This is a genomic window from Paraburkholderia caledonica, from assembly GCF_000383275.1.
Taxonomy (GTDB): domain Bacteria; phylum Pseudomonadota; class Gammaproteobacteria; order Burkholderiales; family Burkholderiaceae; genus Paraburkholderia; species Paraburkholderia caledonica.
This window is the reverse complement of sequence record NZ_KB911037.1, coordinates 361,944-375,010: the sequence shown is the minus strand read 5'-3', so window position 1 is coordinate 375,010 and position 13,067 is coordinate 361,944. Positions and strand designations below refer to the sequence as shown.

At 63.1% G+C, this 13,067-nt stretch carries 11 protein-coding genes; 5 read left to right on the top strand and 6 right to left on the bottom strand.

The window, feature by feature from the left end:
- Nucleotides 1-2: 2 nt before the first annotated feature.
- On the bottom strand, nt 3-923 hold the full coding sequence (locus H281_RS0114370; RefSeq protein WP_020067816.1) for a DUF72 domain-containing protein: 921 nt from the start codon (nt 921-923) through the stop codon (nt 3-5).
- Nucleotides 924-1,089: 166 nt separating this feature from the next.
- On the opposite strand from H281_RS0114370, the gene H281_RS0114365 reads away from it, so the two are divergent.
- Together H281_RS0114365 and H281_RS0114360 are read left to right on the top strand one after the other, a co-directional pair.
- Entirely contained in the window at nt 1,090-1,398 is a 309-nt protein-coding gene (locus tag H281_RS0114365) for a DUF6566 family protein (RefSeq protein ID WP_027804596.1), read from the top strand.
- Nucleotides 1,398-1,883, top strand: coding sequence for a hypothetical protein (locus H281_RS0114360; RefSeq protein WP_020067814.1), 486 nt, complete (start codon nt 1,398-1,400; stop codon nt 1,881-1,883). Before H281_RS0114365 ends, H281_RS0114360 begins: the two co-directional genes overlap by 1 nt.
- A gap of 34 nt (nt 1,884-1,917) precedes the next feature.
- Here the strand turns inward: H281_RS0114360 and H281_RS0114355 are convergent, their stop codons facing one another.
- The 5 genes from H281_RS0114355 to H281_RS0114335 all read right to left on the bottom strand — a co-directional run bounded on the left by H281_RS0114355 (nt 1,918) and on the right by H281_RS0114335 (nt 7,581).
- Nucleotides 1,918-3,309: an HD domain-containing phosphohydrolase gene (locus tag H281_RS0114355; protein WP_020067813.1), complete on the bottom strand. Its 1,392-nt coding sequence runs from the start codon at nt 3,307-3,309 to the stop codon at nt 1,918-1,920.
- A gap of 56 nt (nt 3,310-3,365) precedes the next feature.
- Entirely contained in the window at nt 3,366-3,968 is a 603-nt protein-coding gene (locus tag H281_RS0114350) for a chemotaxis protein CheC (RefSeq protein WP_020067812.1), read from the bottom strand.
- On the bottom strand, nt 3,961-4,329 hold the full coding sequence (locus H281_RS0114345; RefSeq protein WP_020067811.1) for a response regulator: 369 nt from the start codon (nt 4,327-4,329) through the stop codon (nt 3,961-3,963). The genes H281_RS0114350 and H281_RS0114345 overlap by 8 nt, the downstream gene beginning before the upstream one ends.
- Before the next feature lie 9 nt (nt 4,330-4,338).
- Nucleotides 4,339-5,757 (bottom strand): ATP-binding protein, encoded by a 1,419-nt coding sequence (locus H281_RS0114340; RefSeq protein ID WP_020067810.1) that lies wholly within the window; start codon nt 5,755-5,757, stop codon nt 4,339-4,341.
- 249 nt (nt 5,758-6,006) lie between these two features.
- Entirely contained in the window at nt 6,007-7,581 is a 1,575-nt protein-coding gene (locus H281_RS0114335) for an alpha-amylase family glycosyl hydrolase (RefSeq protein WP_020067809.1), read from the bottom strand.
- A 48-nt stretch (nt 7,582-7,629) separates the two neighbouring features.
- Here H281_RS0114335 and H281_RS0114330 point away from each other — a divergent pair, with 48 nt between their 5' ends.
- The 3 genes from H281_RS0114330 (at nt 7,630) to H281_RS0114320 (ending at nt 13,067) form a co-directional block, all read left to right on the top strand.
- On the top strand, nt 7,630-9,294 hold the full coding sequence (locus H281_RS0114330) for an alpha-amylase family protein (RefSeq protein WP_020067808.1): 1,665 nt from the start codon (nt 7,630-7,632) through the stop codon (nt 9,292-9,294).
- 92 nt (nt 9,295-9,386) lie between these two features.
- A complete protein-coding gene (locus H281_RS0114325) occupies nt 9,387-10,703 on the top strand; it encodes a PQQ-dependent sugar dehydrogenase (protein WP_027804595.1) in 1,317 nt (438 codons plus the stop codon).
- A 138-nt stretch (nt 10,704-10,841) separates the two neighbouring features.
- Nucleotides 10,842-13,067, top strand: a complete 2,226-nt coding sequence (locus tag H281_RS0114320; protein WP_020067806.1) for a DNA-binding protein — start codon at nt 10,842-10,844, stop codon at nt 13,065-13,067.

Here is a 13,067-nt window from a genome sequence, read left to right as displayed (position 1 = left end):
CGTCACGCGGCCTTCATTCCGTCGCCCTGGTGTGCGTGCAGGCCCAGGCGCTCCATCAACCGTTGCGCGTCGAAGGGCGCATTCGTCTTCGCGTCGTTGTCGAAATAGCAGTACACGTCGCGCGTTGCCGCGCGTGGCGGCTGCAGATCCGGTGCGGCGAGGCGGGCATCGGCGGGCTGAGTGCCGCGGCTCCACGACTCGATTCTCCGCGCCCACCGTTCAAGCGATGCATCCGAGTATTCGCCCGAATATTTGGTTTCGGTGCCATGCAGCCGGATATAGACGAAACCCGCGCTCAGGTCTTCGAACTGCGGCCATGCTTCGGTCGAATCCGACACGACGAGCGCGACCTTATGACGGCGAAGCAGCTTGATGAACGCAGGGTCGACGAAGCTCTCATGACGCACTTCCACCGCATGACGCAGTTTGCGCTTGCGGTCGATTTCCAGGTACGGCGTCTTGACACGCTGATCGTGCTGCTGCGCGAGCGACAGCGCCGCTTCCGTGTCGCGAGGCAACAGCGTCAGGAAACGCTCCATGTGCTGCGGATCGAAACGCAACGAGGGCGGAAATTGCCACAGTATCGGCCCGAGCTTGTCTTTCAGCGCGAGCAGTCCTTGCGCGAAAAAATTCGCGCACGCGACGGTTGCCGTTTCGTCGCGAAACCGCAAAAGATGAGTCAGATAACGCGCGCCTTTCACGCTGAAAACAAAACCCGGCGGGGTTTCGTCGTACCAGTGCTGCCAACTGTCGAGCGATTGCAGGCTGTAGTGCGTGCCATTGATCTCGATCGTCTGCATCAGTCCTGACGCGTACCGCAATTCGGTGGCCTGTTTCAGCCCTTCGGGATAGAAGGTGCCGCGCCATCCTTTATAGCGCCAGCCGGAAATGCCTATGAGAACCTCGCCTGTGGTGCTTTTCACGTCAATACTCGAAGGGTCTTGGGTCTGGACTTGAGTCTGCCGAATACGGGCGAGCAACGGTCGTGCCATCGCGCGGCACATGCGTTGCTGCATAGACATACTGAGCAGCACATTTGGCGATACCGTGCAGCTCGAACAAGGCTGGCACACACACTCGGAGGCACGCATGGATGGCACCGGTTCCCGGAGCACGGACATCGAGACGCAAAGCGACGGCACCCTGCGCGTGACGCATCGCGGCGTGCAGATCGTCGTCAGTGCGAAGCAGAACGATCGCGGCGCATGGGTCGCGCAAATCGGCGCGTCCGTCGACGGAAAGCCGTTTGCATTACCCGATGTCGAACCGGTCACACCAGAATGGACGACACAAGCCGAGGCACTGCGCGACGGGGTCGAGCGCGGCTGCTACCTCGTCGATCGAAGCAGCGCCGGTCGCGGCCTTGAAGACTCCGCGTACGGATCGGGAGAAAGCTGATGAACCGCCTTGCCAATCTCGTATGCCGCGCGACGGTGTCGGGCACCGCGGCGGGCAGCGCCGCCGCCGTCACGGCAGCCGCACGCGCCACCAACGACGGCAGCACGCCGTACGCGCCGCTGAACGCGGTCACTCATTGCTTGTGGCCGCGCCGCGCGTTCACTGAAACCGGCTTAAGTGCGAGGTTCACGCTTACGGGTCTGACGATTCATCAGGCGTCGGCTATCTTCTGGGGCGTGCTGTTCGAAGGACTGCTCGATCATTGGCAATGCCACGTTAATCGCAAACCTCGCGTCGTGGAAGTCGCCGCTACTGCTGCGACCACGGCGGCCATTGCCTATGCCGTCGACTACCACGCGGTGCCGAGCCGGCTCACGCCCGGATTCGAGGCGCATCTGTCGAAACGCTCGATGTTTTACGTGTACGCCGCGCTCGCTGTGGGCTTTGCCGCCGCCGCGCTGTGCCGCGGAAGTCGCGACGAATGAGTTGATATTCGCTGCACCGCACGGCGGGGCGCACTCACGCGGCTTGCGCCTTGCGTGCATCGGTCGCGCGTTCGACGAGAATCACGAAAGGCTCACCCTCGTGTATTTCAAAGCGCCGGATTTGCGCGACCTGCTCGGCGGAAAGTACTTTGCCTTTTGTCATCAGCAGCGTGCCGCGCGACGTGCGCAGATCGTCGGCGAGTTTCATCCCTTCCTTCAGATTCGAGGCATCCACGCGGTCGGGCACGCCTTCGGGCGTCAATTCGGCATGCTGCATCAGCAACTCGATGTACTTCTCCGCAATCGCGGGGTCGTAGCGAATACCCGTCTGCGCGCGCACTGTGGAAATGATCTGCGCGTCGCTCATCTTTTGCGGTGCAATTACGCCGATGCGCAAGTCTTCGGCGTCGCGCGCCAAAGCAAGCACGCGCGCGCCCAACGGAATCAATCCGCCGACGAGGCCATCGGGCGTACCGCGTCCATCGTAACGCTCGTACTGGTGGCGGATCATGGTTTGCACTGTGCTCAATTGCGAAACAGGCGTGAGCGCCATCTGGCCATGCAGCGGATGAAGCTGGTACAGCTTCGCTTCCTGCGGTTGCAGCTTCGCGATCGGCGTTTTCAGCAACGCGTCGGGCAGAAATAGCTTGCCGATACCGTGCAGCAAGCCCGCCATGAGCAGTTCGTTGCACGCGTAGTCGCTCAGGCCGAGCGCCGCGCCGATCTGCCTCGCGGTCTCCCCGATTCGTGCCGAATGGCCGGGCAGGCCGCAGCGCATTTCGACCATGTTCGCGCACACCTTCACCATCGTCAGGAAGTTGCTTTTCAGGTCGTGCTCGGCACCTTCGAGAAACATGACGGTCTGGCGGATCTCTTCAGTGCGCGCGTGAACCTCGCGTTCGAGCTCCATGTTGAACGACGACAGCTTGTCGTTCTGCTCCTGCAACAGCAACGTTAACCGCTCGGCCTTGCGTTGCAAAGCGAGTTGTTCCAGCGCGCGCTGAACCGTCAACAGCAGATCCTGATCGTCCCAGGGCTTGTGCAGATAGTGATAGACATGACCTTCGTTGACAGCGCGCACGACCGCCTCGACCTCTGAATAGCCGGTAAGCAGGATGCGGATCGTATCTGGCGCAACGGCTCGCGAGCGCGACAGGAATTCGGCGCCGTCCATGTTCGGCATGCGCATGTCGGAGATGATCACGTCCACCTGCGCGGATTCGAGCAGGGTAAGCGCTTCCGCGCCGCTGTTAGCGCTGAGCACCTCGTATTTGAGCGGCCGCAGCAAGCGTTTGAGTGACGAAATCACGCCGGGCTCGTCGTCCACCAGCAACAGCGTGGGCACGGGCGAGGTGCCGGCATTAAGAGCTTGAATGCACGGGTCGGCGGGGATCGTCGAATTGCCGGTTGCCTGTAGGTCAGACATGGTCATCCTCATCGATTATTTTCGCGTCGCAGCGCGCGTTGCATCATTAGCCCGAACTACAGCGCTTCGAGAAAGTGGTCGAGCGCTTCCATCATTCCGCGAATGGCCGCATCCGGCAGCAGCAGCACCATGCGCGCGCCGAAGCCGCCTTCCTCCATCGTGAAGTGAATCTCCAGCAACAGCGCCATCTGCCACCGGCCGCCAGGCACCAGTCCGCCTTGCTTGGTCCCGGAAGGCGGCAACAACGTGGGTTGCGAGAAGCAGATATGCCACCCCAGCTGCTCGAAGACGCTTCGCACACATGCGCCGACCAGCAGGTTCGTGATGTCGCACAGCACTTCAACCTGCGTGTCGGGGTCGCCGGCGTCATGTCCCATCAGTTGCCGCAGTTCGCGCTGACCGTCTTTGCCGACGAGCACGATCGCTTCGCCGGATATGTCGGACTGGAACGCCTGGCGCACGGGCGGCAGTTCGCCGTCGCCCTGTGGGCTCAGCAAGACGCGCAACTGGTCGACGCCGACGAGCCGGATATCAGGCACCGCAAGCGTAACGAACGCGCCGAGCAGTTGTGCCAGCGCAGCGGCGGCCTTGCCCATGCCGACGTTGCAGATTTCCTGCAACGCGTCGCGCTGGTCTTCGTTCAGAGTCTGTTCATTCATGGAGACCGTACTCCGCGAGAATCGGCCGGATCGCCTCGGGCGATACCGGCTTGGCAACAAAGCCGATCGCGCCGAGCGCCTTTGCGCGCTCGACAGCGCCGGACTGCACGTCCGCCGACACGACGATCACGAATGTGTCGAGTCCTTCGTGCTGGATCGCTTCGAGCACCTGGAAGCCGTTCATTACCGGCATGGTCAGATCGAGAAACATCACCGCGGCCTTGCCCGCGCGATAAAGGTCGAGGGCGGCCGCTCCATCGGATGCCTGAGTAATTTCGATGTCCCAGCCCTCGGGCAGCGAGCGGATCAAGAGCTTGCGGGCGAGCGTCGAATCGTCGACTACGAGGACGGGCAATGGCATGGAATCACCTCACGTGGCTGCCGGTAACTGCGCTGTCGGCGCGATTTGCTCCACCGGACCGGTTTGCGCAAGCACATCGGGATTGGCGGCTTCTTCGCGCAAGGCGCCATCGACCGGCAGCGTCACGCGAAACGTTGTGCCCCGGCCTACGGTGCTGGCCACCGAAATCGTGCCGCGATGCGCGTTGACGATTCCATAGGTCACCGATAAACCGAGGCCGGTCCCCTGACCAACGGGCTTCGTCGTAAAGAACGGGTCGAAGATTCGTTTCAGGTGCTCGGGCGGAATTCCGCATCCCGCGTCGGCAACTTCGAACCACACGCGTGACGCATCGGCTGGATCGACGCCGGTGCGTACCGTGATCGTGCCGAGCGGCGCGCCGTGCTGCTCGTGATTGCTGCCGTAGGCCTGCGCGGCGTTCACCACGAGATTGAGCACCACCTGGCTGATCTGCGAGGGGATGCAGTGCACGAGCGGAATCTGCGCATAGTCGCGGACGAGATGCGCGCAGTACTTCACTTCGTTATGGACGATGTTCAGCGTCGATTCGATGCAGCGGTGAATGTCGGCGCGTTCCCACACATGCGTGCTGTCGATGCGCGAGAAGTCGCGCAGATCGACCACTATCGTGCGCACGCGTGCGAGTCCTTCTCTCGACTCCTGTACGAGCGTCGGCGCATCGCCGAGCAAATAGTCGAGGTCCGCCTGTTCCGCGAGTGCGCGCATATCGTTCTTCAGTGCGGGCGCAGTGTCGCTTACCATGCGCTCGATATCCGCTGCATAGCGGATCAGCGTCTTCACATAACCGTCGAGCGTGTTCAGATTCGACAGCACGAAGCCGACCGGATTGTTGATCTCATGCGCGACACCCGCCGCGAGTTGACCAATCGCGGCGAGTTTTTCCGATTGCAGCAATTGCTGGTGCGCGTGCTCCAGTTTCTCGTTGAGCGAGGTGAGCTGTTCGTTGCGCTCGGTCAATTCGGCGAGTGCGCTGGTGACCGCCTTCTCGCGGTCCTGAAGCTCGCCGTACGCGATGCAGACATCGGTCGTATCGACAATCGCGACGCCGACCGCGACCACTTCGCCGTGCTCATCCTCGATTGGAATGAAACTGCAGTTCTGGCGCATTGCGTCGATCGTGCCGGTGATCGGGCGCGAGTGCTCGAAGCGGAACAGATACGGCCTATGCTCCCACGACGAGTAAGCGGGCGTGCCTAATACGAACACGCCCTCGATCTTTCTTTGAAGCCACTGCCGCGGCAATTCCGGGAAAGTGTCGAGCAGGTTTTCGCCGACCACGGACTGCGCTGAACGTCCGCTGTGCGAGTGCATGAAGCGATTCCACGTGAGGATGCGCAACTCGCGGTCTACCGAAAAAACACCGCTATTGATCCGCTCGACAATGGCTTCCGACAGATTCGTTTTCACCGAGAAGGCCCGTGAATGACAACGCCGGCAACGTTTGATCGCGGGCCCGTCAAGCGCTCATGCTCTGAAGACCGGCGTCGCTGCCATGAATGAATTAACGGAGCGTACGGCGCCGGGACTAAGCGGTATTTACCCTGAGTCAAAGCGCATGGCGGGCGGTGCGGGGCAGCAGCGCGGGGATGGATGAAGCCTTAACGACGCTTCGGCCTGCAGCGAAAGAGGGTGCGCGCGGGCGAGTCGATATGAAGCTCAGATAGCGGCAATGATCGCCTCCGAACCGGCCAGACGATAACCGCTTCCAGGGAGTGCCTGCCCCTCGCGGCCCGCGAGCGTCGATAACAGCACCACACCTGAACGCGGCTGCATTACCGCATCCGCTGCACCCATATTCAGCGCGATAAATAACCGCTGACCGCGATAGTGACGCTCAAAAGTGAGCACATCGCCCGAAGCGGCGACGTTTTCGATCGCGCCCTGCACGAGCGCCGCATTGCTGCGCCGCAACTCGAGTAGCCGGCGATACAGCGACAGCATGCTCGATGGGTCGCCGTCCTGCGCGCGCACGCTGGTATCTGTCGAGATCGGTAACCATGACCTGCCGTTTGTAAAACCGGCGCCCGGCAGCGCGGCATCCCACTGCATCGGCGTGCGCTCCGGATCGCGTCCCTGGCCAATATCGGGCTGCCGGATCTCGGCCGGGTCCTGCACCCGATCGGGCGAAATCTCGCCGTCGGTCATGCCGATTTCATCGCCGTAGTAGAGCGTCGGCGTGCCTCGGAGCGTCAGCAGCAGTACGGCCGCCACGCGTGCCTGCGCCGCTCCTACGCGCGACGCCACGCGCGGATTGTCGTGGTTGCCCAGCACCCAGTTGGGCCAGGCATGTACGGGCAATGCGCTGTCGTAATCGCGGATCATGCGTGCGATTTCGCCCGCATTCCACGCCGCATTGAGCAACTGAAAGTTGAACGGCATGTCCGCGCCATCGCCGTTCGCGCCGTAGTACCTGACGAGTTGTGGAACGGGCAGATAAATTTCGCCGATCAATACGCGCTCTCCGTACTCGTCGAGCGTCGCACGCATGGAACGTACGATCTCATGCACTTCGGGCTGGTCTTCGGTGTAGGTCTGCAATTGCCGATGATGCTCCGGCTGGCCCGGCTCATACGCGGGATTTGGCGGGTTGTCGCGAAACTGCGAGTCTTTGATCAGCAGCCACAGCACGTCGACGCGAAAACCGTCCACACCGCGATCGAGCCAGAACCGCAACACGTCGTCCATAGCCCGGCGAACCTGCGGATTGCGCCAGTTCAGATCCGGCTGTTCGCGCAGAAACGCGTGGTAGTAGTACTGGCCGGTGCGCTCGTCCCACTCCCACGCGGAGCCGCCCATGCGGCTCAGCCAGTTGTTCGGCGGGCCGCCATCGGGCGCGGGATCGCGCCACAAATACCAGTCGCGTTTGGGGTTCTCGCGTGACGAGCGGCTTTCCTCGAACCATGGGTGCCGGTCCGACGAATGGTTCGGCACGAAGTCGAGCAGCACCTTCAGGCCCAGTTCGTGAGCCCGGTCCGCGAATTGCTTGAAGTCGCCGAGGGTGCCGAACATCGGGTCGATATCGCAGTAGTCGGCGACGTCGTAGCCGAAGTCGGCCATGGGCGACGGGTAGATCGGCGAAAGCCAGACTGCGTCGATGCCCAGCCCGGCGAGATACGGAAGACGCGAAGTGATGCCGGCGAGATCGCCGATGCCGTCGCCGTTGCTGTCCTGAAACGAGCGCGGATAGACCTGATAGATCACCCCGCGTTGCCACCATGCCAGTTCCGACATTGCAATTTCCCTCAACGATCGATTGTTTTGGTGCCACTCAAAGACCGCATGCTCAACGATCTCTGGTACAAGAACGCCATCGTCTATTGCCTTTCGGTGGGCACGTTCATGGACGCGAACGGCGACGGCGTCGGCGATTTTCAGGGCCTTCTGCGACGGCTCGACTACCTGCAAGGGCTCGGAGTCACGACGATCTGGCTGATGCCTTTCCAGCCTTCGCCGGGCCGCGACAATGGCTACGACATCTCCGACTATTACAACGTCGATCCGAAGTACGGCACGCTTGGCGACTTTTCCGAGTTCACGCATGCGTGCCGCGAGCGCGGCTTGCGCGTGATGATCGACCTCGTGGTCAATCACACGTCCGATCAGCACCCCTGGTTCCGGGAAGCACGCAGCGATCCCGATTCGCAGTATCGCGACTGGTATGTCTGGTCCGACAAGCAGCCGCCGAATGCGAAAGACGGCGTGGTGTTTCCCGGCGTGCAGAAATCGACGTGGACTTTCGACAAGCAGGCGAAGCGCTGGTATTTCCATCGCTTCTACGAATTCCAGCCTGACCTGAACACCGCGAATCCGTACGTGCGAGCCGAATTGCTGAAGATCATGGGCTTCTGGATTCAGCTCGGCGTGTCGGGATTCCGCATGGACGCCGTGCCTTTCGTCATCGCCACGAAAGGCCCGAAGGTGCGCGAGCCCGTCGAGCAATACGACATGTTGCGCGAGTTTCGCGAGTTCCTGCAATGGCGTCAGGGCGACGCGATCATTCTCGCGGAAGCCAACGTGCTGCCGGATACCGATCTTGAGTATTTCGGCGACGAAGGCGAACGCCTGCAGATGATGTTCAACTTCCAGCTCAATCAGAACACGTTCTATGCGCTTGCGACCGGCGACACTGCACCGTTGAAAAAGGCGCTCACGGCGACCAGACCACGCCCGGCGACTGCGCAGTGGGGCGTGTTCCTGCGCAATCACGACGAACTCGATCTCGGCCGTCTCACGCCCGAACAGCGCGAGGCCGTGTTTGCGGCGTTCGCGCCCGAGCCCGACATGCAACTGTACGAGCGCGGCATTCGGCGCAGGCTCGCTCCGATGCTCGCGGGCGACAGGCGGCGGCTCGAGCTTGCCTACAGCCTGATGCTGACCTTGCCCGGCACGCCCGTTTTCCGTTACGGCGACGAGATCGGGATGGGCGACGACTTGCGGCTACCCGAGCGCGAATGCGCGCGCACGCCAATGCAATGGTCGACGGAACCGGAAGGCGGTTTCACGAAGCATGCGAAGCCGCCTTGCCGCGTGATAACCGGCGGCGCTTACGGCTTTGAGCGTGTGAATGTGGCGAGCCAGCGGCGCGATCCGAACTCGTTTCTGAACTGGATGGAACGCATGATCCGCATGCGCCGCGAGGTGCCCGAAATCAGTTGGGGCGACTTCGACGTGCTGCGCACGTCGCGAAGCGACGTACTTGCGCTTCGTTTCGACTGGCGTAACAACTCGGTTCTGTGCCTGCACAACTTCGGCGCGGAGGCCTGCACGGTGAAATTCCGCTCCGGCTGCAACGAGCCGGGCCAGAACCGGCTCATCAACCTTCTCTCCGACGAGCACAGCGAGGAGCAGGACGACGGCCGTCACGCGGTCGTACTCGAACCGTATGGCTACCGATGGTATCGGGTCGGCGGGCTCGATTATCTGTTGAGGCGCAGCGAGATCTAGACACAGTTACGGAGTCCGCAACATGCAAGGCGAATGCAATGAATAATCACGACGCCGGATGTAGCAAAGCGCGCCTGAGCAGGTCTGCCGGGATGCTCGCACTGGGTCTCTCGCTGACTCTCACTTTAAGCCTCGCGGCCTGTGCGTCCGGTGCGGTCGATATCGGAGACACCGGGCTGGGCCCGCATCCGCCACTGCCCACACCGCAAACGTCGCTGTTCCCGACAGTGAACATCGCACCCGTTCAGGCGCGCGACAGCCAAAGCGTGCCCGTTGCGCCGCAAGGCTTCAAGGTGACGGCGTTCGCGAGCGGGCTCGACCATCCGCGCTGGGTGTATCCGCTGCCGAACGGCGATCTGCTGGTCGCCGAGAGCAATGCCCCAGCTCAGCACGACGAGGATCAGGGCATTGTCGGCTGGATCCGCAAACAGGTGATGAAGCAGGTGATGAAGCGCGCGGGCGCGGGCGTGCCGAGCCCCGACCGGATCGTGCTGCTGCACGGCGAGGGCGATAGCGCACAAAGCCGCAGCGTGTTTCTCTCGGGGCTTCACTCGCCGTTCGGCATGGCGCTCGTCGGCGACTACCTTTACGTCGCCGATACCGACGCGCTGCTGCGCTTTCCGTATCACGCCGGCGACACGCAGATCACTGCGACGCCCGAGAAGATAGCCGACCTGCCGGCGGGGCCGATCAATCATCACTGGACCAAGAACGTCGTGGCGAGCCGCGATGGACAGCGCCTGTATGTCACGGTCGGCTCGAATAGCAACGTCGCGGAGAACGGCATTCAGGCCGAAGAGGGTCGAGCGCTCATCCTGGAACTGACGCTTGCGAGCGGGCAGTCGCGCGTATTCGCGTCGGGCCTTCGCAATCCGAACGGGATGGACTGGCAACCCGATAGCGGCGCCCTGTGGGCCGCGGTCAACGAGCGCGACGAACTGGGCGACGACCTCGTGCCCGACTACATGACCGCGGTGAAAGACGGCGGCTTCTACGGATTTCCCTATAGCTACTATGGGCAACATGTCGATACGCGCGTGAAGGAGCAGCGCCCCGACAAGGTGGCGAGCGCGCTCACGCCGGACTATGCGCTTGGCAACCACACCGCGTCGCTCGGACTGGCGTTCTATACCGGCAAAAGTTTTCCCCGGCACTACTGGGGCGGCGCATTTGTCGGCCAGCATGGGTCATGGAATCGCAAGCAGCATAGCGGCTATAAGGTCATTTTCGTGCCGTTCGCCGACGGGCGGCCAGCAGGGATGCCAGAGACGTTTCTCAGCGGCTTCCTGAGCGCGGACGGGCATGCGTTGGGGCGGCCGGTCGGTGTGGCCGTCGACAAGGCGGGCGCGTTGTATGTCGCCGACGACGTGGGTAACGTCGTCTGGAAAGTCGTTTATAGCGGCAACTGACAATGAAGCACGAACGCAACACGGCGGGCGCCGCATTCGGGGCCTGCCGGAATTGCCCGGTAAAATACCGCCCACTACCGACGGCGCGGAAGGCCTGATCTCCGCCTGCTTACTTTGAATTTCGAGGCGTTCATGTCCATGGAAACAGACACCGTCACCGATGAACGGGTGGCTCACATTGCAGACCGCATGGTTGGCGAAGGCAAGAAAGTTTCGGCGCTGGCGGTCTGGACAGAGGTGCGCAGCGGCTCGATCGTCGCCGTGTCCGCGGCTCTGGAGCGCTGGCGCGCGGCGCGGCAACCCGCGCCGGAGGCTGCGCCTGTCGCGGCCGGCTTGCCGGAAGACGTTGCCCAAACCATGCTGAACGCAGCGGGCAACGTGTGGGCGAGCGCCCGCGAGGAAGCCGAGCGCGTCGTCAATCAGCGTCTTGTCGTGGCAAGTGAGCACGCCGGTGCGATTGCCGCGGAGCGCGACGAGGCGCTAGTCGAATATCAGAACACGCTGGCCGAAGCCGAGTTGGCGCGCGAGCGCGTCGCGACGCTCACGAACGCGCTGAGCATCTCGGAAGACGCGGTGAATCGCCTCGCGACGGAACTGTCGGGGTTGAGGGACCGGGCGAAAGCTGCTGAGGAGCGCGTCGCCGAACTCGAGGACCGCACCGCGGAGGCGGAAGCGCGCGTGGCCCAGACCGAGGAGCGCGAAGCGGCGGCCGAGGCGCGCATCGCCGAGGCCGAGCAGCGTGCGGCGGCTGCGGAGGCGCGTGTCGTGGAGGCCGAAGAGCGGGCTTCGACCGCGGAAGCGCATGTGGCACAGGCCGAGGAACGGGCTTCGACTGCGGAGGCGCGGGTTGCACAGGCTGAGGAGCGGGCTTCGACTGCGGAATTGCGGGTTGTAGAGGCCGAGGAGCGGTCTTCGAATGCAGAGGCGCAGGTCGCCCAGGCCGAAGAGCGGACAGCGGACGCCGAACGGCGCATCAGGGAAGTGGAAGAGCGTGCGGCGGCAGCAGAGGCGCGTGTTGCACAGGCAGACGAACTGGCAGCCACGGCAGAGACGCGTGTCGCGCAAGCCGAAGAGCGCGCAACGACCGCGCAAGCGCGCGTGGCAGAGGCTGACGAACGCGCATTAGCGGCGCAAGCGGGCATCGCGCAGGCCGAGGAACGCGCCTCGGCAGCAGAGGCGCGCATTGCAGAGGCAGAGGAGCGTGCAGCCGGTGCGGCGGCGCGAGCCGCAGAAGCCGAAGAGAGTGCGTCGACAGCGCAAGCGCGCATTGCCCACGCTGAAGAAAGCGCCGAGGAACATGCTTCGGCGGCGCAAGCACGCATTGCAGAGGCTGAAGAACGCGCGTCGGCAGCACAAGCCAGGCTGCAAGCCGTCGAAACATCCCTGAACGAAGAACGTCAGGCGCGCGAAGCGTTGAGCAACGCCGCTGTCGCCAAGGACGAGGAGATCGCGCGTCTTATTGAAGAGCGCGATGCCGCGCGCCACGAGGCGGTCACGCTCGGTGAAGCCGGTCAGACACACGCACGCGAAGTGCAGAAATGGGCGGTCGAATCCAGCGCGGCGTCGTCGCGTGCGCAGGACGCCGCGTTACAGGCAAGCGAAAGCCTCGCGCAGCTTGCCGCGTTGCAGACAGAACTGGATCAGGCCCGCGCCGAACTGGCGGCACACCGCGAGGCGAACTCGGCTCACGGCGACGAAGCAGCCGCCCAGCGCGCCGAGGTCGAACGTGTACAGCAGGAACTCGATGCCGCCCGTGAACAACTCGTCGCCCTGAGCGAAGCCAATGCGACCGCGACGGCGGAGACTAGCCGGCTGGCGGAGCAGGCATCGTCGGCGGCGAGCCGCGCAGAGGCCGCCGAACAGCGCGCCGCAGACCTTGAGCGCCAGCTTGCCGAACTCGAAACAGCACATGCGCAGCGACTGGAACAGGCGCAGCAACAGCCCCTGTCGCCGGATAGCCCGTCGCCGGATCGCCTGTCGCCGGTCTCCGAATCGAAGGAAGCGGTAATGGCCGACGAAATCGCGTCGCTGCGCCGTCAGATGTCCACTCAGGCGAAGGCGCACGAGAAGGCGTACAGCGAACTTCGTACGCTGGCCGAGCAGTGGGTCGCGCACGCCAAGGAACTCAAGCAGCGGCTCAGCGCAACGAATCAGAAGGTGACCTTCCTCGACGCGCGCAGCGCGGCGGAAGTCGCGCTTCTACGACGGCTGTCGTCCGAGCTTGAACGGCTGAAGCCGGACCACGATCTGGTGTCGCGCGACGCGCAGCAAAAGCTCATCAGCGCCACACTCGCCGAGCGCCTCGAACAGAAGGGCTATCGGTACGATCCGGCAACCGCGGTCATATCGAAGATCGAAGCCTGA

Coding starts and splice junctions, on each gene's coding strand:
- H281_RS0114350 (WP_020067812.1), bottom strand. CDS start 3,968: ATGAATGAACAGACTCTGAACGAAGACCAGCGCGACGCGTTGCAGGAA.
- H281_RS0114325 (WP_027804595.1), top strand. CDS start 9,387: ATGCTCGCACTGGGTCTCTCGCTGACTCTCACTTTAAGCCTCGCGGCC.
- H281_RS0114355 (WP_020067813.1), bottom strand. CDS start 3,309: ATGTCTGACCTACAGGCAACCGGCAATTCGACGATCCCCGCCGACCCG.
- H281_RS0114320 (WP_020067806.1), top strand. CDS start 10,842: ATGGAAACAGACACCGTCACCGATGAACGGGTGGCTCACATTGCAGAC.
- H281_RS0114335 (WP_020067809.1), bottom strand. CDS start 7,581: ATGTCGGAACTGGCATGGTGGCAACGCGGGGTGATCTATCAGGTCTAT.
- H281_RS0114330 (WP_020067808.1), top strand. CDS start 7,630: ATGCTCAACGATCTCTGGTACAAGAACGCCATCGTCTATTGCCTTTCG.
- H281_RS0114365 (WP_027804596.1), top strand. CDS start 1,090: ATGGATGGCACCGGTTCCCGGAGCACGGACATCGAGACGCAAAGCGAC.
- H281_RS0114345 (WP_020067811.1), bottom strand. CDS start 4,329: ATGCCATTGCCCGTCCTCGTAGTCGACGATTCGACGCTCGCCCGCAAG.
- H281_RS0114360 (WP_020067814.1), top strand. CDS start 1,398: ATGAACCGCCTTGCCAATCTCGTATGCCGCGCGACGGTGTCGGGCACC.